This window comes from Mesorhizobium sp. M0590, from assembly GCF_040320905.1.
In the GTDB taxonomy this organism is placed as follows: Bacteria; Pseudomonadota; Alphaproteobacteria; order Rhizobiales; family Rhizobiaceae; genus Mesorhizobium.
The window spans coordinates 242,220-263,952 of sequence record NZ_JAMYQN010000009.1 but is presented as its reverse complement, the minus strand read 5'-3'; the positions used below and the strand labels follow the sequence as shown (position 1 = coordinate 263,952).

Here is a 21,733-nt window from a genome sequence, read left to right as displayed (position 1 = left end):
AGTTGCCGATGGCCCACGTGGTCCTCCAAGATATCGTCAAGAGCTATGGCAGCTTCAAAGCTGTCAACCACGTTTCGCTGACGGTCAATGACGGCGAGTTCGTTGCGCTCGTCGGCCCTTCAGGCTGCGGCAAGACAACCACGCTCAATCTCGTCGCTGGGCTGACCCCGATCACAGCGGGCGACATCATCATCGGCGAGCGCGTGGTCAACGACCTCGACCCCAAGGACCGGGACATCGCGATGGTGTTCCAGAACTACGCGCTGTACCCGCAGAAATCGGTCTACAAGAACCTGGCGTTCCCGCTTCAGATGCGCAAACTCCCCAGGGACGAGATCGACAAGAAGGTCAAGGAAGCGGCGCGAGTGCTCGACATGACGCACCTGCTCGAGCGCAAGCCGCGCGAACTTTCGGGCGGGCAGCAGCAGCGTGTGGCTCTTGGCCGTGCCCTCGTTCGCGACCCCGCAGTGTTCCTCATGGACGAGCCACTGTCCAACCTCGATGCCAAACTGCGCGTGCAGATGCGGTCGGAGATCAAGCGTTTCCACCAGGACCTCAAGGCGACGATCATCTATGTGACGCACGACCAGCTCGAAGCCGTGACCATGGCTGACAAGATGGCGGTGATGAATGGCGGCTACCTGCAGCAATACGATTCACCGGCGCAGGTCTTTGCCCATCCGGTGAACATGTTCGTGGCCAGCTTCATCGGCAGCCCGGCGATGAGCCTTATTCCGCTGCAGGCCTCGACGGCAAACGGCAACACGGTGTTGACCGGCGCCGAGGGCTGGCGCCTTGAGCTCTCACCGCGCAATGCCCAGAAGGTGGCGAAAGCGACGACCCGGAAAGTCGTGCTCGGCGCACGTCACTCGACGATCAAGCTCCACAAGAGTGCGGTGCCAGGCAGCGTCCCGGCCAAAGCCTATACGGTGGAGCCGACCGGCGACGTCACCTTCGTTCAGGCGTTCCTGTCCGGCGCCATCGTCAACGTCAGCGTGCCGCCGAACATTGCCGTCGCGCCCGACGAGCAGATCTGGCTCGAGTTCGACCAGGAGCGGATGCATCTGTTCGATGGCGAAACTGAAATGGCCCTCAAGGCCAACTGAGATAGGGCGAATGCGCGTGAAACGTGGGCGTGGATGACTGAGAAGCTTAAGATCACCGCGATCAAGCCCTATCCGGTGTGGGTAGGAACGCGCAACCAGATGCTCGTCAAGGTCGAGACCGACCAGGGCATCTTCGGTTGGGGCGAGAGCGGCTTGAGCGGTCGCGAGGGGGCCGTGGCCGGCGCGGTCGAGCACTATCGCGAGTTTCTCATCGGCCGTGACCCGATGCAGATCGGGCGGATCTGGCAGGAGATTTACCGCAGCCAGTACTTCGAAGGCGGGCGAGTCCTTCAGGCGGCGATTTCCGCCATCGACATCGCCCTTCACGACATCAAGGGCAAGGCGCTGGGCGTGCCGGTCTACGAGCTGCTGGGCGGCAAGCAGCGCGACCGCATTCCCACCTTTGCCTCGACCGGCGACGAGGCCGAGGGCGACGTTGCCGTCGAACGGGCCCGCGAACTTCGCGCACAGGGGTGGCAGGCGATCCGTTTCTTCCCGTTCGGGCAAAACAGCAAGGACATCTTCGAGCCGCGCGAGTCCATCGGCGCTACTGCGAGTATGCTGAACAAGGCGCGCGAGGCGCTGGGCGACGACGTGGTCCTCGGCCTCGACTATCATCATCGGCTGTCGGTGGCAGAGGCGGCGAGCTTCTGCAACAAGCTCGGCCGCGGCGTGCTTGATTTCCTCGAGGAGCCGATCCGGGCCGAAACGCCGGAGGCCTATGAATCGTTGCGCACGATGACCGAAATCCCCTTTGCCATAGGCGAGGAATTTGCCAGCAAGTGGCAGTTCCTGCCCTACATCGAGCGCGGCATCCATCAGTTCAACCGGATCGATGTTTGCAATGTCGGCGGGCTCACCGAGGCGATGAAAATCGCTGGCTGGAGCGAGGCGCATTATGTGGACCTGATGCCGCACAATCCGCTTGGTCCAGTGTGCACGGCCGCGACCGTGCATCTCGCTGCCGCGGTACCCAACTTCGCGTGGCTCGAGACCAGGGCACCCGAAACAAAGCTGGGCTTCGACAATTCCGACTTCTTCCCCGTCCAACCACGGCTCGACGGGACCGATTACCCGGTCGGCGATCTGCCGGGACTCGGCGTCGAGGTCAACGAAGTTGCGGTCCAGGCGCAGAGTTTGCGTTTCTGGGAAGCGCCTCACCTTAAGCGCCGCGATGGTTCTGTTACGAACTGGTAGTTCCATTCAATCGGAGTCCACAATGACGCATACTTCCGACATCATGCGGCCGCCTAAAGACCTGATCGACGCGCTAAGGGAGATCGGCGCCGCGACGGTAGCCGGCACGCTTGGCCACATGGGCTTCCGCAATCCGCACATGGTTGGTCCGGTGGCGCAAAACCACGGGAAGTCGATCGTCGGGCCGGCGTTGACGCTGCAGTTCCTGCCGCAGCGGCCTGACCTCTTCACCGAAGGAGAATATGCCGATCCGGAGACGCAACTGCACCGGCACGTGCTCTACCACGCGCAGGAGGGCGATGTGGTCGTGGTCGACGCGCGCGGCGATATGAGCTCGGGCGTCTTCGGCGATATGATGTCGACGTATTTCAAGGGCAGGGGCGGGGCGGGTATCGTCATCGATGGGTGCATGCGCGACCGGCCCAATGTCGAAAAGCTCGACCTGCCCCTATGGCTGCGCGGCTGGACGCCAAACTATCATGTGCAGACCAGCATCTATCCCAATGCCGTCAACGTTCCGATTGCCTGCGGCGGTGTCACGGTGATCCCCGGCGATATCATTGTCGCCGACGACGACGGGGTGGTGGTGCTTCCCGTCGTGATGGCCCCGAAGGTGATCGAAGAATCACAAAAGCATCATGATTGGGAAGAATTCTCACGAGTGAAGCTCATGGAGGGCGGCCCGTTGCAACGTTACTATCCGCTGCATGACGATGCCCGCGGGGAATACAAGGAGTGGCGCAAAACAAACCGCCCCGAGAACCCGAGTTAGTCAGTAGGCCTTGGCGATCAGTTCTTCCAGGCAATCGGCAGCCCCGGTCCCCGGCACGCCGAGATCTCTGACACTGTCCATGTGGTTGCGGTTCGGGAGCACATGCGACGTTACCAACGATCCCTGCCGCAGCAAGCTTGCTTTGAATCGATCGGCTTGCTGATGGAAAGGTGGCGTCTCATTGGCTCCGACCAGAACCGCCGCCTTGGTTTGAGGATCATGCCGACAGGCGAGCGGCGTGAACATGGCGACTTCCTCGTCGGTTATTCCAATCTCGTTGGCGAGAAAGGAATCCTGGAGCGGCTTCAAATCGTAGAGCCCGCTCAACAGAAGGGCTGCCCTTACATTCGAGGGGGTGTGCGCCCCATCGAACAGGAACGTTGCAAGATGGGCTCCAGCCGAATGACCACTGACGGTCAGGGCCGCCGGGCTTCCGCCATGATCGGCGATGTTGGCCAGGACCCACTGCTTGGCCCGGCGCACCTGGTCGACGATCCTCGCCATTCGGACCTTGGGCATCAGAGCATAATCAAGGATGACGGCAATGGCCCCGGCCTGGGTAATCGTCGTCGCCATATATGAATAGTCGCGCTTGGAGAACATTCTCCAGTAGCCGCCATGGACAAAGATGTGCACCGGAAGCGCCGTTCTTTTGCCCGCGGGAAAGAACAGGTCCATGGTCTCGGTCGGATCCGGTCCGTAGGCCACGTCAGCGGTCATCGCAATGGTGGCGCGGGCGACCTCGCTGCGATCAACGAAGTCCTGCACGATTTCGTCAAAATCCGCGACGTGGTCGCGGATGCGAAAGGGATCGCCTTGCATTCTTCTGCTCACATGCTGATGGCGAGGTATTTCGCCTCCATGAATTCCGCAATGCCGTGATGCTGCCCTCCCTCGCGGCCGAGCCCGCTCTGCTTGACGCCGCCGAAGGGGGCTGCCGGATCGGACATCAGCCCGCGGTTGAGAGCAATCATCCCGGCCTCGATCCGGGAGGCCACCCGCATGCCGCGCGCCAGATCGCGCGTGTAGATGTAGGCAGCAAGCCCATATTCGGTGTCATTGGCGCGCGCGATGACCTCGGCCTCCGTTTCGAAGCTGGAGATTGGCGCCACCGGCCCGAATATCTCCTCATGCGCCATCTTTGCGTCGCCCGGCACGTCGCGAAGCACTGTCGGAGGGTAGAAGAAACCACGTCCGGACAGGACTGAGCCGCCGCACAAGACCCGCGCGCCGCGTGTGACCGCGTCGACGACAAGGCGGTCTATCTTCTCGATCGCCTTTTTCGTGATCATAGGCCCGCATTCCGTGTCCGGGTCGGTGCCGGCGCCGACCTTGAGCGACGACATCCGCTTCTCGAGGCCCTCGGAGAAGGCTTCGTAGATGCCAGATTGGACGTAGAGGCGGTTTGCGGCCGTGCAGGCCTCGCCGGCGTTGCGCATCTTGGCCACCATTGCGCCATCGAGCGCCGCTTCGAGATCGGCGTCGTCGAACACAATGAACGGTGCGTTGCCGCCGAGTTCCATGGAACACGAGATCACATGCCTGGCAGCCTCTGCCAGCAGAGCGCGACCCACACCCGTCGAACCAGTGAAGGAGAGTTTACGCACCCGCGGATCGGCCAGCATGGCGGCTGTCAAAGGGCCGGGACTGGAGGTTGTCAGGACGTTAACCACCCCCGGTGGAACGCCTGCGTCCTGGTAGAGCGCGGCCAGCGCGTAGGCGGTAAGCGGGGTCTCACTGGCCGGTTTCAGGATCACCGTGCATCCAGCGGCAAGTGCCGGCGCGATCTTGCGCGTCGCCATCGCGGCAGGAAAATTCCAGGGCGTGATCAGGATGCATATGCCGATCGGTTCGTAGTCGACCACAATGCGATTGGTGCCGGAAGGCGCAGTACCGAATTCACCGGTAATGCGAACGGCCTCCTCGGCATTCCAACGGAAAAATTCCGCGGCATAAGCGATCTCGCCGCGGGCATCCCGCAGGGCCTTGCCGTTTTCCAGTGCGATGAGAGTAGCCAGTGCCTCCGATCGTTCCGTCATCAGCTCAAAGCAGCGTCTGAGGACCTCGGAACGCTTTCGCGGCGACGTTGTCCGCCAGCCATGGGCTGCTTTGGCAGCGGCGTCAACGGCGGCGGCCGCGTCCTCCAAGGTCGCATCGGGTACGGCAGCGATGATGGCTTCCGTCGACGGATCAATGACCGGAATTACCCTGCCATCCGCGGACTGCCGCCATTGGCCGCCAATATACAGCCGGTGCGAAATTGTGTGGAAGTCGCTGACGCCCTGATCATCCGACAGAACCTGTGAAAACGTGTTCATCTCGATATTCCCGATTGTTTACATGACGCAGCTGGCGAGGTCGCCATCAAAGGCGGCCTGGACCAGACGTCGCATGGACCTCAAATCGAATGGCCGCGGATTGTTCTTGATGAGGCGCTCGATACCGATCGCCTGTTCCGCCGTCCAATCGAGCTTGTCGGCAGGCAGCCCCAGCTCGGCCAACGTGGGGATGATCCCGATTGCCCCAAACAGCCGACTGACCTCGCCAATGGTCGCGTCGGCCAACTCTTCGGGCGTCCGGCCTTTTCCATCGAGGCAGAGCGCGCTGGCGATCTCGGCCATCTCGGTCGCTGCGGCTGTTCTGTTGTACTTCATGACGTATGGCAGCATGGTGGCGACACCCAATCCGTGAGGGGTGTGGGTGATCGCGCCAACCGGATATTGCACGGCGTGCGCTGCCGCCGTGCCGGCCGTTCCGAACGCGCAGCCGGCTGCAAGTGCACCCATCATGACGTCGGCCCGGGCGTCCTCGTCGGAGGGCCGGCGGTATGCCATTTCAAGGCTTCGGCCAAGCAGCTTGATCGCCAGCAGGGCGAAGTGATCGGTCAAGGCGGTTTTGCCGATAAAGACATGGTTCTGCGGAAGGCCGGGATCGGTCCCACGCCTGGCGGCGGTGAAGGCCTCGATTGCATGCGTCAGTGCATCGGCGCCTGCCATTGCCGTCAATCCCGGGGGGCATGTCATCGTCAGCTCAGGGTCGCAGATGGCCGCGGCCGCGATCAGATACGGGCTGGAGATGCCGACCTTCAGCGTGCGATCCGGATCCGAGATCACGGCAACCGGGGTGACTTCAGAGCCGGTGCCGGCTGTCGTCGGCACCGCGATCAGCGGCAGCGTCGGGCCGGGCACCTTGAACTCTCCGTAGTAATCCTGGAGCTGACCGCCGTGACGGATGAGCAGCGCGGCGCATTTGGCCATGTCGAGACAGCTGCCGCCGCCAATGCCGATCACCATGTCGGGCGCGAACTTCCGTGCTTCGTCGACGCAGACGGCAACGGTGTCCCGGGGGACGTCGGGTAGCACACGGTCATGCACCAGTACGTCTATCGAGGCGGCTCGCAGCGCCGCGACAATCTCTGCGAACGGGCCCGTTGCGGCAAAACGTTCATCGGTGCAGACGAGCGCGCGACGCCCGAGCCTGGCCGCGACAACCGGGATGACGTGGCGTTGGCCCTTCCCGAAGAGGATTTCGCGCGGCAGCCTTAGGGCGGCGAAAAGGCTCATGACCTGCATCCTGTGATGATGACTGGATTGAAATGCGAGATGGCGTTCAACTCGGCCCAAAGGCCGGGTTCGATGTAAAACCCGTCTCGCAACGCGGTTGCGTATCGACGTGCCGAACCATCGCCCGCAACGCTGGCGGTCCGTTCAGCAGGTGAGGAAGCACGGGCTGCCAGGGCGGCACGCTGTTCCAGCAGGGCCACTGCAAATTCGATTGCTTTGTCTCCTAGCTGCCGCAAATGATATCCTCTATAAAATCGTATAGGATATAGGATTGCATTCGCCGGAGCATCGTGTTAGCAACTCAATGTGTCAAGAGGCAAAACATGCAGGCCATGAACTTACCCAGTCTAGACGAAGCGAACCTCGCCGGCGGGCGTATCCAGCGCTCCAGCAGCCTGGTTGAGGACGTCTACGAAGCGATCTTTGCGCAACTCATGTCCCTGAAGATTGCGCCGGGCTCGCGCATCACCGTCGACAGCCTGGTCAAGGAATTCAACGTATCCCACACGCCGATCCGCGAGGCGCTCGGCCGGCTCGAAGGCGAAGGCCTGGTGCTGAAGACGCATCTGATCGGTTACCGCGCTGCGCCGCAGATTACGAAACGACGGTTCGATGAACTCTACGAGCTTCGCCTGCTGCTCGAGCCTCATGGTGCAGCCAAGGCAGCGGTGCTCATGGACGAGGTAAAGCTCGCACAGCTTCAGACATCGGCCGGCGTCATGGCGCGCCGTGAGGGCAAGGACGAGCGCCTGCGGTATTCCAACTTCGCCCGCCAGGATGCCATTTTCCATGACAAGGTCATGGAATTCGCCAACAACGAACTCGTGCGCGAGACACTGGCGCACCAGCATACCCACTTCCACATATTCCGCCTGATGTTCCATTCGCGCGTCACCGAGGAGGCGCTTGACGAGCATGAGGCCATCCTGGCCGCTTTCGCTGCGGCCGATCCTGCCGCTGCCGAGCAGGCGATGCGTCGCCATATCGAGCATTCCCGCGACCGTTTGTTGTTGGCGTTCGACTGAGACTGTCCCGATGTCCCCGTACCCGCCGTTGACGGTCATCACGCAGGCCAGTGCCAACGAAGACTACTTCCCCGACTCACCCTTCTAGAAACTCAAACCTACCAGGCGAGTACAGGTCTCGCCCGGCCGTTGTCACAGGAAAGGAAGTACCATGCCAGGCAAAAAGATCCTGATGCTGACCGGTGAATTCACCGAGGAATACGAAATCTTCGTCTACCAGCAGGCGATGGAAGCGGTGGGCCACACCGTGCACGTCGTGTGCCCAGACAAAAGCGCCGGAGACCTGATCAAAACATCGCTGCACGATTTCGAGGGCGATCAGACCTACACCGAAAAGCTCGGCCACTATGCGCTGATCAACAAGACCTTCTCCGACGCCGAGAAGCAGCTGGAGCAATACCACGCTGTTTACTGCGCCGGCGGTCGCGGGCCCGAATACATCCGCACCGACAAGCGCGTGCAGGCGATGGTGCGCCACTTCCACGAAACCAAGAAGCCGATCTTCACGATCTGCCACGGCGTGCAGATCCTGATCGCGGTCGACGGTGTCGTGCGTGGCAAGAAGGTCGGCGCCCTGGCGGCGTGCGAGCCCGAAGTGACGCTTGCGGGCGGCACCTATATCGACCTGTCTCCAACGGAGGCATATGTGGATGGCACGATGGTTTCGGCAAAAGGCTGGACGGCGCTTGCTGCGTTCATCCGCGAATGCCTGAAGGTGCTGGGAACGGAGATCCGCCACGCGTAGACCTTTGCTCCGACGCATCCAAAAGGGTGCGTCGGTCCTTGCTGCAGCCTCGGTAGCTTCTGCCGATAGTCTCCCGAGCTGATAAGCTTCCGGAAGGCACGTCCCTTAGGTAGCGCGGCCATAACGGTCCCCTCGGCCCTGCGCAACTTTGTCGGTAGTCAAAGGGTGAGGGAAACCAAACTCGCTTACGAGTGATCGGACAACTCGTGTGCTACCTAATCCGGACAACTCATCTGCTTACGACGCTACGAAGTCGCACCGCTGTCGGAAGTCGCACCGCTTGAGTACCCGACGTTGCTGCTCTATATGATGCGTGATGATTGATGCGCACCAGGAGGGCGACATGAGAACCACACTGGCGATCGATGACGATGTCCTGGTCGCAGCCAAGGCCATCGCCCGGCAGCAGGATCGCAGCCTCGGCGAGGTCATCACCGATCTCGCCCGGCGCTCGCTGCGCCGGCCTCAAGCCGGCGGCGAGCGCAACGGGATTCCTCTACTGTCGCCTCGGCCGGATGCACCTCCTGTCACGCTTGAGACGGTCAATGCCCTGCGAGACGAACTGCCTTGACGTTCCTGCTCGATGTCAATGTGCTGATCGCACTGATCGATCCTGGCCACGTCGCCCATGACGACGCGCATGACTGGTTCGAACAGGCCGGCAACGCCGCATGGGCTACGTGTCCCATCACCGAAAACGGCGTCCTGCGCATCGTCGGCAACCAAAGATATCCCAATTCTCCCGGCTCGCCCGCCGTCGTTGCGCAAATCGTTGCCAAGTTGCGGGCTCTGCACGGGCACAGCTTCTGGCCCGACGATGTGAGCCTGGTTGGCTCGGGCGACATCGATGCAGCGAAAATCCTGACCTCGGCACAGGTCACCGATACCTATCTTCTTGCGCTCGCCAAGGCGCATGGCGGCCAACTAGCCAGCTTTGACCGCAAGCTGTCGGGGGCGGCGGTAAAGGGCGGGAAGTCAGCACTGCACCTGATTCCCACAAGGTAGACCCCCGGGCTCTTTTTGTCTGTTCTGCATCGCCGAACGGCGCAGTTTGAGATAGGCGTAGCCGCGCAGCACCATCAGGCCGGTGCGCTCAGCCGCAATGCGCTACCGTTCGTCCAAGGCCACGAGTGTCTGAACATGCCGCCCCTCTTCGATGGTTCGTCCTCCAGCTTCCAGTCAAGGTCGGACTTGAACCGTTGCGCGGCTGCCTGCGACTGGTACAATGCGTCGGCTTACCAAGCGAAGCTGTTGTTTCTTAGCAACGAATGTTTGCTGGGTGATCCATTGCAAGACATCGGTGCTCAGGGGGGCGCTGGCGGTGTAGTCGCCAACACTTTCGAGACTGGCGCCAGACAGACGCGCCGCACGTTCGTGTCCCACCTTACAACCTCCAGGACCTCGCGACATCGAGCCTATCCGGAGTAGTTCTACCCGCTGGTCGAAGATAAGCCGTTTCCGACCTTCGGCCTGCCGCGGGACGTGTTCATCTCGATGGCTGGCGCGGCCGAGTTCACGCTCGGATTCGGGTTGGAGATGCTCCTCCGGGCACCTCAGCTTCTTGGCCTTGACCACCCTCGGTCCAACGTTGAAGCTGCAAGAGGCAGAAATTCGCTGTTTAGCGATTCTTGCCAGGATTCCCCAGGCCCGCGGCCCATCTGGACAGATCGACCTCGGCCGCGATGCCCTGTCAGCTGAAACGGTTGGCGCGGAAGGTTGCAAGCATCGGGTGCGGATTGCCGGAGGCGATTTCTTTGGCAAGCAATTCGCCGACGATCAGTCCAAGCGTGGCGCCGCTGTGGCTAAAGGCGACGTGAAGACCGGCGACGGTCTCGACTGAGCCAAGCACCGGCTCGCCGTCGCCGGGGATAGGCTTCGGGCCGACAGCATAGGTAGCGAGTTGGAGCCGCGGATTGCCGTCGAGCACGGCACTGGCCTCGTCGAGCAGTCCTTTGATGGTCTTGTCGTGCACGGTGTAGGTGCCGTCCGGGTTGACCACGACTTCTTCCTCCGACCATGCCGAATCCAAAACAAATGCGCCATCCGGCGTCGGGCGCACCGCCACGCGCGGCGTATTCAGCACGGCACGGAGCTCGGTCTTGGTCGGCTTGGTCTTCAAAAGAAGTGAAATCGGCGTGGCGTCGGGGACATGGACGCCGATCTCCGCAAGCATGACAGGCGTCGCTGGCCCAACGGCAAGGACCATTGCATCCGCCTTTATCGGCGCACCATCGGCAGTGACGACGCCACGCGCGCGACCACTTGTGGCATCTATCCGCACGCGTCCAGCACCCTGGATAAGCTTGCCGCCGCGGGAGCGGAATTCATTGAGTAGCAGATCGATCAAAGACGGCAGGTCAACCCATCCTTCGCCAGGATTGAAGATGGCACCCTGAGGGGTAATTGCGCTCGCGTTGACGCCGGGCACCACTGCACCGACTTCGGCAGGGCCGAGCAGAAGCGCGTCATAACCAATATCCTGCTCCAGCTGGCAGACGGACCCGATCTGGTTCGTCTCATCATCCGCATCCCAGGTGAGGCCGCCGTCAAAGCGAAGCCACGACGCGGTTTCCGGCCTTGTGGCCGCCAGGGTCCGATAACGGTCGATGCCTGCAAGCCTCAAGCGGTGATAGGCAGTGTCGGCACGTCGCGCTGAGTTCAGCCAGGAAAGTGAACGGCCGGATGCACCGTTGGCCGGCGCGCCGTCATTGACAATGGTTACATCAAAGCCAAGACGAGCGAGGTGCAGCGCGCAAGAGGTGCCGAAGATGCCTGCGCCGACAACGACGACTTGGCGCGGTTTTGCAGATGCAGTCATAGAGAAATCCTTCTACGCAGAAGCCGGGCTGGGAGTTGTTGGATCGCCGCAGAGCGCGGCGGAACTAATAGTCCGTTAGCTTCTTCATGTAGCGCCGGCCATCGAGCATCGGCCGGCCACGCAGGCCGGCCAGCTCATAGGCAAAACGCCATAGAGTGTCGAAGAAGACCAAGGGCACGAGATAGGGTTTGATGTCATCGGACATACCGCTGAGGTCGAGTTCCGCTCCATCTAGCACCAGGATGTTTTCCCGGCCTCCATGTTTGAAAAGGAAGTCGCGGGCGCGTTCGGATAGGCTCCGCGTTTCGTCCAAACCCAGCAAGACCACGAAGCAAGCATCCCGGTCCACCACCTCAAATGGACCGTGAAAGAACTCGTTGGCGTGTATGGCCTGCGAGTCGTACCACTGCATCTCCATCAACACGCAGATGGCGTACGAATAGGCCGCACCATAGCTGGCACCGCTGGCCAGTGTGTAGATCGCATTGCGCGGCGCGAAACGGGGGGCGAAGGCCTGAAACCGGTCGGCATAGGTCCGGTGTGCACGCTCGATCGCCGGCTGAAGGTGGCTCAGGCTCATCAGCAGATCGGCAGTTAGCCCGGCGTCCTCCCGAGCATCGATTAGGCCGGCGAGCAACATATAGAGCACGCCGTAGTTGCTGCAGGCTGAATCGATTGCTTTGCCCGTCGTGTAGGAGGCCTGGTAGGCGACGGCGTGGTCGACCGCCTGCGCGAGGGGCGATATCTGGTCGAGCGTCATGCCGATTGTCGTTGCGCCTCGATTCTTTGCATGATTGGCCGCTCGCACAGTTTCCTGGGTGGTGCCGGTCTGCGAGCAAAGGACAACGAGCGCGTCAGGTCCCAACCGTCGCGGGTCTCGGCAGACGAACTCATCCGCGTTGTAGATGTCGCAGGCGAATGTACCGCTGTGACGGTCGACCAAGTACTTGCCTGCCATCATGATCGAGAGCGAGCCGCCGCACGCCACGAGGAATAGGTGCGAAAACTGCCTGCCCGCCGTAGCGGTCAGGGCGCGTTCCACGTCGGCGGGCAGGGCGGAAATCATGAGCTTCCTCGTCTCGTTGGCAGAGCTGCGGGCCGGCGCACAATTGACAGATGGCAGCCATTGTGCGAACGTTATCACATCCTTTAAACTGAAAGTCCTGCAATGGTCAAGATTGCCGCGATAGGCGATAACGTGGTCGATTGTTATCTTGCTCGCGGCGAGATGTATCCTGGTGGAAATTGCCTCAATGTCTCGGTCTATGTCAGCCGCTTCGGCGGGCGATCGGCCTATGTCGGAGCGATCGGCAAAGACCGGGCGGGGGACCTTATCTGCACTGCACTGGCGTCGGAGCGCGTGGACATCACCCGATTACGGCGCCTCGAGGGGCCGACCGCTTACTGCCTCATAGGTCACCGCAACGCCGATCGGATTTTCCTGGACTTCGATCTCGGAGTTTCGGTGTTTACGCCGACGCAAGAAGATCTGGATTTTCTCTCGGGCTTTCAGGCCGTCCACATCGGCCAGTCCAGCGGGTTAGACCCGTGCGTTGCCGCTGTATCGAGTAAGTCCCTGCTGTCTTACGACTTTTCTACGCGGCGGGAACCGGGACATCGACGCGAGATTGGGCCCTATTGCTATCTGGCTTCCGTCTCGGGTGACGGTCTCGACGACAACGAATTGGCCGCAATCGCAGCCGAACTCCTTGGATATGGTTCAAAGTGGGTCCTTGTGACTCGTGGCCGAGCCGGCGCGGTGCTTCACGCCGACACGGTCTCTTACCGCACCCAGGCGCGGCTGGTCGAACCGGTCGACACCCTGGGCGCGGGCGACACCTTCATCGCCAGAACGCTATTCGGCCTGCTTAAGGAAGAGGCGCCTCAAGACATTCTCGGCCATGCCGCGGAGGCGGCGGCCGCTACCTGCCGGTACTACGGGGCGATTGGCCATGCGACAGCAATCGAGTTAGGAAAGATGACGCCGGAGATCCTTCGCGGAGCTCGGCACGCTCAAGACTGGAAAACCGTCTAGCAGCGAAATTCTCCGAAACAATTGACGCGAGAAATGGACAATGCTAGAGGAAATGATAACGTTCTCACCTATCTGGCCAAAACGCCACCTAAGAGCGTTTTGATGGATGAGACGTCGAGTGGGATCGCAGGGCCGAGTTCGGCCAATCGTAAGAGGAGAAGACATGCACACGAATTCGAGCAGGCGCCAACTTGTGAAATCCGGTCTGGCGCTGACGATCGCGCTGTTGACAGGACTTGGCACGTTGGCCTCGTCAACGCAGGCAAACGCGGCCGACAACCCCTACAACCTCATCGACCCGACGGTGATCAGCGTCGGAACCATGGGCGATGCGAAACCCTATGTCTTCACCGACGCCAACGGTAACTTCACTGGCTTCGACGCTGAACTCTTCCGCGATGTGGCGCGCCGGCTCGGGTTCAAGGAGGAACAGGTCGTTTTCACCGGCCAGGAATTCTCGGCGCTGCTGCCGTCGGTTGCCAACGGCCGGTTCGACGTCGCTGTCGCCGCCATCGGCACGACCGCGGAGCGCAAGAAGACCGTGGATTTTGGCGACGGCTATCTCGCCGGCTACCTGTCGATCATTTCGGCTGATCCGGCACTGACGAGCAATGAGAGCACCGCCGGAAAGCGCATCGGCGTGATCCAGGGAACGCTGCAGGAAATCTATGCCGAGAAGAATCTGAAGGGCGACATTGTCAAATTCCCCGACAACAACACTGCGGTGGCGGCGCTGAATAACGGGACGATCGACGGCCATTTCACTGACTATGAGTCGGCCAAGCAGTATGTGGAGCGCTACAAGAACCTGAAGATAACAATGAATGTGCCGTCCTTCGATGCGCCAGCCGGGTTCGTGGTCAAGAAAGGCAACGATGCCTTCCGCGAGGCGCTCAACAAGGCGCTGCGCGAGGCCATGGACGATGGCACCTGGAAACGGCTGCATGAGAAGTGGTTCCCGGGCACTCCGATGCCGGATCAATATCTGCCCAAGAAGTAAATTCGCGCGTATTCATTTTCGTTTCCGGCCGGGCCCGTGAGCAACGGTGCCCGGCCGAGTCATAGATGGACTTGATATGAGCTGGTTCGATACCTTCGCCCGCAGCTTCCTTGATTTCCAGGCGATGGCAGAAGTTCTGCCAAACATGGTGATGGTCGGCCTCAAGAACACTTTGATCCTGGCCCTTGCCTCGACGTTTTTCGGGACGCTGATCGGTATCGTCCTCGCAGTCATGGGGATTTCAGAGAACCGGCCGCTGAAACTCCTTGCGCGGGTCTACACCGATATCTTCCGCGGGCTTCCTGCTATTGTCACGATCCTGATCATTGGCCAAGGCTTCGCGCGGTTGGGCCGAGATCTGTTCGGTCCGTCGCCTTATCCGCTGGGCATTCTGGCGCTCAGCCTGATCGCCGGCGCCTATATCGGAGAGATTTTCCGCGCCGGCATCCAGAGCGTCGAGCGTGGTCAGATCGACGCCACCCGCACTCTCGGTATGACGTATGGCCAAGGCATGCGCCTGGTGGTGATCCCGCAAGGCATCCGCCGCGTCCTGCCCGCACTGGTCAACCAGTTCATTGGCAACGTCAAAGACTCCAGCCTGGTCTATTTCCTTGGTCTGCTCGCCTCCGAACGCGAACTGTTCCGCGTTGGCCAGGACCAGGCCGTGCTGACCGGCAACCTGTCGCCGCTGTTGCTGGCCGGCGTGTTCTATCTCGTGATCACGGTGCCGCTGACCCACCTCGTCAATTACATCGACGCGCGCATGCGCGTCGGCAAACGTATCACCGCTGTGCAGAGCGGCCTCAAGGAAGTCGCCGAGCTTGCCGAAGCCGGCGTGCCGGGCGCAGCGAAATTGCCCGCAGCGGCGCCCACCCGCTTCAAGGGCGGCGGCATCGAGGTCAAGAACATCGACATGGCCTACGGCGCCGTCCAGGTGCTCCATGACGTCAGTCTGAAGGTCGAGCCCGGGACCGTCACCTGCCTCGTCGGTCCGTCCGGCTCGGGCAAGTCGACCTTGCTGCGTTGCCTCAACCGCCTCGTAGAGTGTCGAGCCGGTGACATTCTGCTCGATCGCGAAAGCATCTACAAACAGACCCCTGACCAACTCCGCCGGCGCGTCGGCATGGTTTTCCAGCAGTTCAATCTGTTTCCCGACCGCAGCGCCCTCGCCAACATCACCCTGGCGCTGCGCAAAGTAAAACGCATGTCGCGCGAGGAGGCTGAGGGGGCGGCCTTAGCGAGGCTGCATGAAGTCGGACTGCTGGAGCGCAAAGACCATCGGCCGGCCAATCTCTCGGGCGGGCAACAGCAGCGGGTGGCTATCGCGCGCGCCCTGGCCCTCGAACCCGAAATCATGCTGTTCGACGAAGTCACCAGTGCCCTCGATCCGGAATTGGTCAAAGGTGTCCTGAACTTGATGGCCGATCTCGGGCGGGGCGGGATGACGATGGTGGTCGTTACGCACGAGATGAACTTCGCTCGCAAGGTCGCGAACCAGGTCGTATTCATGGACGAGGGGCGGATAGTCGAGGCAGGCCGACCAGAGGATCTATTCGACAATCCGCAAAGCCCGCGTCTTCGGCGCTTTCTGTCAGAGGTGCTGTGATTGCAATGGTGTGCGCAACGGCGGGTGTTGCGGTGTTCGGCCTTGCGGGGCGGGCTTAACTGCCGCTAGGTCGCGCGCATGGGCGGCGGGGTTTGCCGAGTGACTCAAAGATCGTCGAAAAACGCAACTATCATAGAGGTCGCTCGCCGGGCCGGGGTGAGTTCCGCCACCGCCGGGCGTGTCCTTGGTGGCTACGGCTACAGCAGCTCCGAGGTTCAGGAGAAGGTGCGCGCCGCCGCAGCTGCGCTGGGCTATCGCCCCAATCGCCTGGCCAAAGGCCTGATCACCGGTAAGACGCAGACTATCGGAGTTGTGGTTGGCGACATCGAAAGCCCATTCTACGCCAGCGTGCTGCGCGGAATAGGGGATGTCGCGCGCGGTGGCGGCTTCGGGGTTATCGTTACGAATAGTGACGAAAATGCCGACCTCGAGCGAGAGGCGGTGCAGTTGCTGCTGGAAAAGCAGGTCGATGGGTTGATCGTCTCATCGACCTTCGTGGACGAGCCGGATCATCTTCGTGAAGCAGTCGCGGCCCGCTGCCCCGTCGTGCAGTTCGACCGCATAGTGGCGGGCCTGGAAACCGATTCAGTCGTGGTCGACAACGTTTCTGTAACGCGTAACAGCATCGCGGCCATGATCGCCGCCGGACACAGCCGCATCGGAATACTGGCGGAACTCGGGCCGGGCCACCGCGATGATGTTGGCTCCTTTGTGGCGAACGTTGATCTCTCCAGCTTCGATGTTCGCTACCATCATCCAAGCTGGCAACGATTGTTGGGTTATCTCGAAGCCCATCGTGCCGCAGGTATCGACCCGGATCTGCGGTTGATCCGCCGCGTAGCGGTCTATTCTAGCGAGGCAGCTCGCAAGGAGGCGCTCGATCTGCTGACAATGCGCAATACGCCGTCCGCTCTATTTACCGCCGATGGTGTGATGTCGACAGGCGTTCTGGAGGCGACTTCCGCACTAAAGCTTGCGATTCCAGGAGACGTTTCGCTGCTTTGCTTCGACGATCTCGATTGGATGCAGTTCGTGGCCCAGGGTATCACAGCCATCGCCCAGCCGGCGCATTTGATCGGGGCGGCGGCAGCGGAGCTTCTGTTGAAGAGGTTGGCGGAGGCCACGTTACCCTTCGAGCATCGTGTCCTGGCAGCCCAGATCGTGGAACGAAATTCCATTGCCGTGCATGGCCAATCGTAGGTTGGATCATCCGAGGTCCCGCAGCAGGTGCGTCCCTGACATTTCAAGCTGTGGTTGCGTTGACCCAAAACGGTCGTGCTTCATTCTGGAAAACATCGACAAGTTAGTTTGAAATCGCTCACCTGGAACCGACGCGCCATTTTCGGTTTACACTGCGAACGCCAGCAGCCGGGCGGGTCGAGGGACGGAGAGGGCAGGGCGCTCGGCAAAGCAGCGGTCGAAGGCAAACTGACAGCGGGCATCGCCCCGCGATGTGAGGACAGCGACCCTTGCCGCCGTTCGGTTTTCTGAGAGCATCACAGAGTACGCACAATCCGGGAGCCGATATATTCCATGCCAACAAGAACCGATGTTAGTGAACCGCGCCGGTGGTTTGCCGAAGACCTGCGTGTCTCATCGCCTGTCTTGCACAACCCTGCAGTCATCGAGGCCTTCGCAAAGGTTCCGCGCGAACAGTACCTTGGCAACGGGCCTTGGCGTATCCATTCGAGATTGCAAATCGGGGCGGTCCATACCAGCCCTTCAGCCGCACTTCACGAGATTTACCACGACGTTCTGGTCTCGCTTGACGAAAAGCGCGGATTAAACAGCGGGTTGCCGTCGCTTTGGGCATTGGTTTTCGACCATCTGAACGTCGCCGCCGGCCAGACTGTCCTTCAGGTGGGTGCTGGTGTCGGCTATTTCACCGCCATCCTCGCTGAACTGACGGGTTCTGAAGGGCGCGTGATTGCATATGAGATCGACGAAGAACTGGCCCGGCGAGCGCAAAGCAATCTTGCTCATTATGCCCATGTAGAAGTGATATCCGGTGATGCAACGCAGGCAGTCGATCTGCCAAACCTCGATGTCGTGGCCGCCTTTGCCGGAGTGACGCACGTGCCGGAACGGTGGCTTTCAAATTTGTCCGACAAGGGTCGGATGGCGCTGCCGTTCACAGGTGAAGACCAACGAGGCTTCATGATGCTTCTGGAAAGGGCTGGCTGTGCGTTTCCTGTAAGATCACTTATGCCATGCGGGTTTTACCCCTGCAGCGGAGCTAGGCGCAGTGACGAAGAAAAGGCGTTGATGGCCGCTCTAAAGGCTGCGCGAGGCAAGGTCACTGGTCTCGCGCAATACCATCGAGGACGACCAGCAAATCGCCTCGAGAACGCTTGGCTAGTTGCCGACGCATATTGGATTTCGAAAGCCTAGAGATCGATGTCAATCTCGCGTGTCGCCGCCGTAGGGTGTGGCACGCATTGAAGGGCGTTCCACGAAGGATCTATACCATTGTGTCAGTCGCGGCCTTCCCTGCAAGAAGTCCGGCAGTCCCCGGAACTCCAGCCAGCTTAGACAAGTGGCGAGCGCGATGTGGCCGACATGGAGCGGCGCGTCGAATTCGACCGCGCGTTCCACGAAATTGTAGGATTCGATGAGCTTCATCGTCATGCCTGCGCCCAAGGCAGGGTAACGCAGATGTTCAGGGCGGCGCTCGTTTTCCCAGCGGATGGAAATGCCTGCGTCGCACATGCCGCCGGCGAGCGCCTGGAGGCGCAAGGCGGACCATTTTGCTCGCCCTCTTTCGGGGATGAGCCGACGACTGCTTTCGAGATCGTCGAGATAGCCGCAGATTACGCTCGAATCGAAGATCGTATAACCGTCATTGAGAACGAGAACGGGCACTTTGCTAAGCGGATTGATCGCAAACACATCCTCGTTGCGATTGATGGGGCTCGTCCTCCTCCAGAGCGTGACCTCCAGTATCTTGGAGGCTCTGGAGTGACCAGACAGAGCCGTTTTGAGCAGGGCAGCCTTTCGGGGTTTCAGACAACCCCCAGAGTAAATGAACGAAAGTTCCGTTCGTTCGAATGATGACAAGTAAGGAAATAGGAGGCAGGCTTTACGCCTTATTCGGTGCCTTGGCGTTGCCGAGGGTGCTTCACCAGCATTGATCCAGCGCCGCGCGCGTAAGTGGAGAATACAATAGCGGTGAGGGCCGCGGTCGGTGAGGTTCAGTGATGAATCATCTGCAGATACGCGGCAGGGGGTGTAGCGCCATGCTATCCCTCGTTCCGTTATGCCTTGTTCTGCTGTCGGCATCTCCGGCAAATAGTCAGTTGGCGCCCGAAGCGTCAGCTGTTGCCGCAGCTAACGACAGCTCGTCGGTCGTGGTTTCGGAACACACCGAGGTCGACAAACAACCGGGCAAGCCGCAACCGAGCGCGCTCGGATCCTATATATCTGGAGAGCTGGTGCTCAGCGAAACACAGGCACCCAAGGAGGGCGCGCAAACGCCGCTCGGCGAGCATGAGGAGGGTTTGCGCCGCGAATTGGCCGCAGCACGAGCGGAGCTAGACGTTATGCAGCGCGGCGCACGTGACCTAAGCGCCCAGGCACACGTACTGGCAGACACGGTGGCTCAGCAAGCACAAGCCCTAAAAGAGCAGCAGCGAACAGACGAAGCGCTCGCGCTCGATCTGGAGACGGCGCAGCGCGTTATCGAAAGCTACAGGGCCGAAGCCAGTCTCTGGAACAGCGAGAAGGCTGCCACGCTTGGAGCGCACCCCTCTATGGAAGTCTCTCAGCTTGCTGCCAAGCGAGCGCTTGATGACGAGCGGCACAAGGTTGAGCTCTTGGAACAAGAACTTACTACGGCTCGCCAAACGATCGATGCTCTTAAGACAGGCGCAAATCTGGCAGCCGTCGAGCAGGCCAACGCCATAAGGGACCGACAGGTGGCCGAGGCCGCTGTAAAGCAAGCTCGAGAAGCACTCGAACTGGGACGCGAACGAGCAGATTCAGCTGTACGAGGCCTCGCCATCGTTCGCATGGAACGCGATGCTTTAAAGCAGAACTCGATAGAATTGAGTGCGGCGCTGGACCAAGAGCGTGAAAGGGCTATCGGTCTAGCCCGCAGCCTCAGTGCCGCGCGTGAGGCAATTGATATTGTCAAGGGCAAGCGTCGCACTGCAGCTGTGGAGCGCGCGCCGAAAGCACGTACCCCCGCGAGTGCACTTGCAAGTAGGTTATCGCGTTCGGGCGCCCAACCAGTCCGCAAACCGGGCTTGCCGGAAAAACAGAAAGTGAAGGTCCAAAAGTCACCGCAACCTGTTCTGCTGTCAACCATCGCTCTTCCCGCCGCATTGCTCCCAACGCGACCACCGAAAAAGCTCGACCTAGGCCAGTGAAGAATAGTGAGCGAAATGTATGCCGCAGGGGAGTATGATAATGAAAAAATACGTCGCAGCCGCGTTGACGATCGGGATCGCAATCGGGCCTGCCTCGGCTCTTGATGCAGGTATAGGCGGCAATGTTGGCGGTGCCGGGGTCGGTGCTGGAGTGAGCGCCGGTTCGCAAGGCGTATCTGTGGGGGTGGGCACGAGCGTCGACGGTGTAGGCGGAGCAAGCGTTGGAGCTTCGGTCGGCGCAGATGACGGCTCAGTCGACGCAAGCGTTAGTGCCAGCGGCACTGTAGGTGATACAAGCGGAGGGATTTCGACGGATGTCGGTGTGGGCGACGATCCAGCCGCCGAAAACGAATCGGTTACCGCTCCCGGTAGTCCGGCCGCAGCCACCACAGCCACTGCCTCTGCCAAGACCGCCAGGCAATCGATCGTCCTGCCACCCGTCCTCCTGCCCTCTAAACCTGGTGACGGTGGTTCCGAGCGGGTCACCAAGGGCTATCCCGCTGAGTTTCTGGCACCGCTGAAAGCGAAAACCGGTACGCCAGCCGCAGTGGTGCGTGCCTGCCGCGCGGCGATCGTGTCCGCTGCGACGCCGCTTGGCGCCGTCCGTGTCCACGCGGTAAGCGCAGGTGCCTTGCGTCAACGTCAAGGCGCACTCACGGCGCCGATCGAGGTGCGAATAGACTACGCTAGACAAGGTGGCATCGAAGTCCGGCAGGCGCAAGTCAGTTGTCGCCTCGATGCGTCGGGCAGGGTCACTGCAATAATATAGCAGCCAAGCCTGTAAGAGGGACACACGGCGCTTAGCCGAGGTCGCTCGTGTTGGCTCGGTGATCAACCAGTGCCCGCGAGTGTGAGTTCCTAGCCTCGACCTGTGGCCCCGCGCGCGGGCGTACTGGTCGCAAGACCTATCAAGAAGCGGACTCGCTGATATCGGAACAATCCTGACGAAGCATCGGCAGCCTTTGTCCCTAGACGGTGCGCCTCCCGTGCCCAAGCCCTCTTGGCGCACCGCCCAGGTGATCGTCATGACCAATGACAACCATGCTGTCCCCCAGTCGTCGGGTTGGGCAGGAACGGCTTGCGAACGCCGCGACATCGTCCATCTCGCGCGTCCCTTCATGGCATGCCTTGCAGGTAGTCACTTCCCGCCCTTCGGTCGCCACTTGCCATCGAACAGACCCGTGGCGGCACGTGGTCGATGTCGACGCCGCGAGCCGATCCGGCACAATAGATGCAGAACGGCTGCTGGCTGCGTAACTTCTGGCTCAGGCTCACGATGTTGGGTTCCAACTTCTCTGACGGGGATTGTTAGGGCCTCGCCAGTGGGAAACGAAGGGCGCGCGGGGGGCCTCGCGCGAGCCAGTTATCCGATCACCCGCCCAGATTTTTGTATCAAACATTCTGGCCCCCTTAAGGAACAAATCCGCTCGAGGTGCAGTTCGGTCCTTTTAAGATGTAGGCCCGAATGTGGTTGAAATCGATAAAGCCAAACAGAAGGT

The 21,733-nt window shown here is 60.8% G+C and carries 20 protein-coding genes; 14 read left to right on the top strand and 6 right to left on the bottom strand.

Annotated features, from left to right (window positions below):
* The first annotated feature begins 8 nt into the window (after positions 1 to 8).
* From NKI52_RS17570 to NKI52_RS17560, 3 genes are read left to right on the top strand one after another with little or no spacing between them, the layout of a single operon-like run.
* A complete protein-coding gene (locus tag NKI52_RS17570; protein WP_352698776.1) occupies positions 9 to 1,106 on the top strand; it encodes an ABC transporter ATP-binding protein in 1,098 nt (365 codons plus the stop codon).
* A 33-nt stretch (positions 1,107 to 1,139) separates the two neighbouring features.
* Complete coding sequence (locus NKI52_RS17565) at positions 1,140 to 2,303, top strand: mandelate racemase/muconate lactonizing enzyme family protein (RefSeq protein ID WP_352698774.1); 1,164 nt, start codon at positions 1,140 to 1,142, stop codon at positions 2,301 to 2,303.
* Between the two features lie 22 nt (positions 2,304 to 2,325).
* Positions 2,326 to 3,075, top strand: coding sequence for a ribonuclease activity regulator RraA (locus NKI52_RS17560; RefSeq protein ID WP_352698772.1), 750 nt, complete (start codon positions 2,326 to 2,328; stop codon positions 3,073 to 3,075).
* Here NKI52_RS17560 and NKI52_RS17555 read toward each other — a convergent pair whose 3' ends face one another.
* Genes NKI52_RS17555 through NKI52_RS17545 form a run of 3 tightly spaced genes read right to left on the bottom strand, consistent with a single transcriptional unit; the run spans position 3,076 to position 6,638 of the window.
* Positions 3,076 to 3,897 carry an alpha/beta hydrolase gene (locus tag NKI52_RS17555; RefSeq protein WP_352645715.1) on the bottom strand — a complete coding sequence of 274 codons (822 nt, stop codon included), beginning with the start codon at positions 3,895 to 3,897 and terminating at the stop codon, positions 3,076 to 3,078.
* 8 nt (positions 3,898 to 3,905) lie between these two features.
* The gene (locus NKI52_RS17550) at positions 3,906 to 5,393 is read right to left on the bottom strand and encodes an NAD-dependent succinate-semialdehyde dehydrogenase (protein WP_352698770.1); all 1,488 of its coding nucleotides are present in this window, start codon (positions 5,391 to 5,393) and stop codon (positions 3,906 to 3,908) included.
* 18 nt (positions 5,394 to 5,411) lie between these two features.
* Complete coding sequence (locus NKI52_RS17545) at positions 5,412 to 6,638, bottom strand: iron-containing alcohol dehydrogenase (protein WP_352698768.1); 1,227 nt, start codon at positions 6,636 to 6,638, stop codon at positions 5,412 to 5,414.
* Between the two features lie 323 nt (positions 6,639 to 6,961).
* Here NKI52_RS17545 and NKI52_RS17540 point away from each other — a divergent pair, with 323 nt between their 5' ends.
* From NKI52_RS17540 to NKI52_RS17525, 4 genes are all read left to right on the top strand, one after another.
* Entirely contained in the window at positions 6,962 to 7,663 is a 702-nt protein-coding gene (locus tag NKI52_RS17540) for a GntR family transcriptional regulator (RefSeq protein WP_352569970.1), read from the top strand.
* A 151-nt stretch (positions 7,664 to 7,814) separates the two neighbouring features.
* Positions 7,815 to 8,408: a DJ-1/PfpI family protein gene (locus NKI52_RS17535; protein ID WP_352493019.1), complete on the top strand. Its 594-nt coding sequence runs from the start codon at positions 7,815 to 7,817 to the stop codon at positions 8,406 to 8,408.
* 343 nt (positions 8,409 to 8,751) lie between these two features.
* Positions 8,752 to 8,979 (top strand): hypothetical protein, encoded by a 228-nt coding sequence (locus tag NKI52_RS17530; protein WP_023679266.1) that lies wholly within the window; start codon positions 8,752 to 8,754, stop codon positions 8,977 to 8,979.
* Positions 8,976 to 9,413 carry a TA system VapC family ribonuclease toxin gene (locus NKI52_RS17525; protein ID WP_352698766.1) on the top strand — a complete coding sequence of 146 codons (438 nt, stop codon included), beginning with the start codon at positions 8,976 to 8,978 and terminating at the stop codon, positions 9,411 to 9,413. The genes NKI52_RS17530 and NKI52_RS17525 overlap by 4 nt, the downstream gene beginning before the upstream one ends.
* 685 nt (positions 9,414 to 10,098) lie before the next feature.
* On the opposite strand, the gene NKI52_RS17520 is transcribed toward NKI52_RS17525, so the two are convergent.
* Both NKI52_RS17520 and NKI52_RS17515 read right to left on the bottom strand, forming a co-directional pair.
* Positions 10,099 to 11,226: an NAD(P)/FAD-dependent oxidoreductase gene (locus NKI52_RS17520; RefSeq protein ID WP_352645724.1), complete on the bottom strand. Its 1,128-nt coding sequence runs from the start codon at positions 11,224 to 11,226 to the stop codon at positions 10,099 to 10,101.
* Positions 11,227 to 11,290: 64 nt separating this feature from the next.
* Positions 11,291 to 12,292, bottom strand: coding sequence for an SIS domain-containing protein (locus NKI52_RS17515; protein ID WP_023679269.1), 1,002 nt, complete (start codon positions 12,290 to 12,292; stop codon positions 11,291 to 11,293).
* A 102-nt stretch (positions 12,293 to 12,394) separates the two neighbouring features.
* Here NKI52_RS17515 and NKI52_RS17510 point away from each other — a divergent pair, with 102 nt between their 5' ends.
* The 5 genes from NKI52_RS17510 (at position 12,395) to NKI52_RS17490 (ending at position 18,258) form a co-directional block, all read left to right on the top strand.
* The gene (locus tag NKI52_RS17510; RefSeq protein WP_352637499.1) at positions 12,395 to 13,261 is read left to right on the top strand and encodes a PfkB family carbohydrate kinase; all 867 of its coding nucleotides are present in this window, start codon (positions 12,395 to 12,397) and stop codon (positions 13,259 to 13,261) included.
* A 163-nt stretch (positions 13,262 to 13,424) separates the two neighbouring features.
* Positions 13,425 to 14,261, top strand: coding sequence for an ABC transporter substrate-binding protein (locus tag NKI52_RS17505; RefSeq protein WP_023679271.1), 837 nt, complete (start codon positions 13,425 to 13,427; stop codon positions 14,259 to 14,261).
* 76 nt (positions 14,262 to 14,337) lie between these two features.
* The gene (locus tag NKI52_RS17500; protein WP_352698764.1) at positions 14,338 to 15,867 is read left to right on the top strand and encodes an amino acid ABC transporter permease/ATP-binding protein; all 1,530 of its coding nucleotides are present in this window, start codon (positions 14,338 to 14,340) and stop codon (positions 15,865 to 15,867) included.
* A gap of 78 nt (positions 15,868 to 15,945) precedes the next feature.
* Positions 15,946 to 17,067, top strand: coding sequence for a LacI family DNA-binding transcriptional regulator (locus tag NKI52_RS17495; protein WP_352645729.1), 1,122 nt, complete (start codon positions 15,946 to 15,948; stop codon positions 17,065 to 17,067).
* A gap of 333 nt (positions 17,068 to 17,400) precedes the next feature.
* Complete coding sequence (locus NKI52_RS17490) at positions 17,401 to 18,258, top strand: protein-L-isoaspartate O-methyltransferase family protein (RefSeq protein ID WP_352645731.1); 858 nt, start codon at positions 17,401 to 17,403, stop codon at positions 18,256 to 18,258.
* Between the two features lie 9 nt (positions 18,259 to 18,267).
* Here the strand turns inward: NKI52_RS17490 and NKI52_RS17485 are convergent, their stop codons facing one another.
* Entirely contained in the window at positions 18,268 to 19,146 is an 879-nt protein-coding gene (locus NKI52_RS17485; RefSeq protein WP_352698762.1) for a glutathione S-transferase family protein, read from the bottom strand.
* Between NKI52_RS17485 and NKI52_RS17480 the strand changes: the two genes are divergently transcribed.
* Both NKI52_RS17480 and NKI52_RS17475 read left to right on the top strand, forming a co-directional pair.
* Positions 19,065 to 20,234 carry a coiled-coil domain-containing protein gene (locus NKI52_RS17480; protein ID WP_352698798.1) on the top strand — a complete coding sequence of 390 codons (1,170 nt, stop codon included), beginning with the start codon at positions 19,065 to 19,067 and terminating at the stop codon, positions 20,232 to 20,234. The genes NKI52_RS17485 and NKI52_RS17480 overlap by 82 nt on opposite strands.
* Positions 20,235 to 20,274: 40 nt before the next feature.
* Positions 20,275 to 21,003, top strand: a complete 729-nt coding sequence (locus NKI52_RS17475) for a hypothetical protein (RefSeq protein WP_352698760.1) — start codon at positions 20,275 to 20,277, stop codon at positions 21,001 to 21,003.
* Positions 21,004 to 21,733 lie beyond the last annotated feature (730 nt).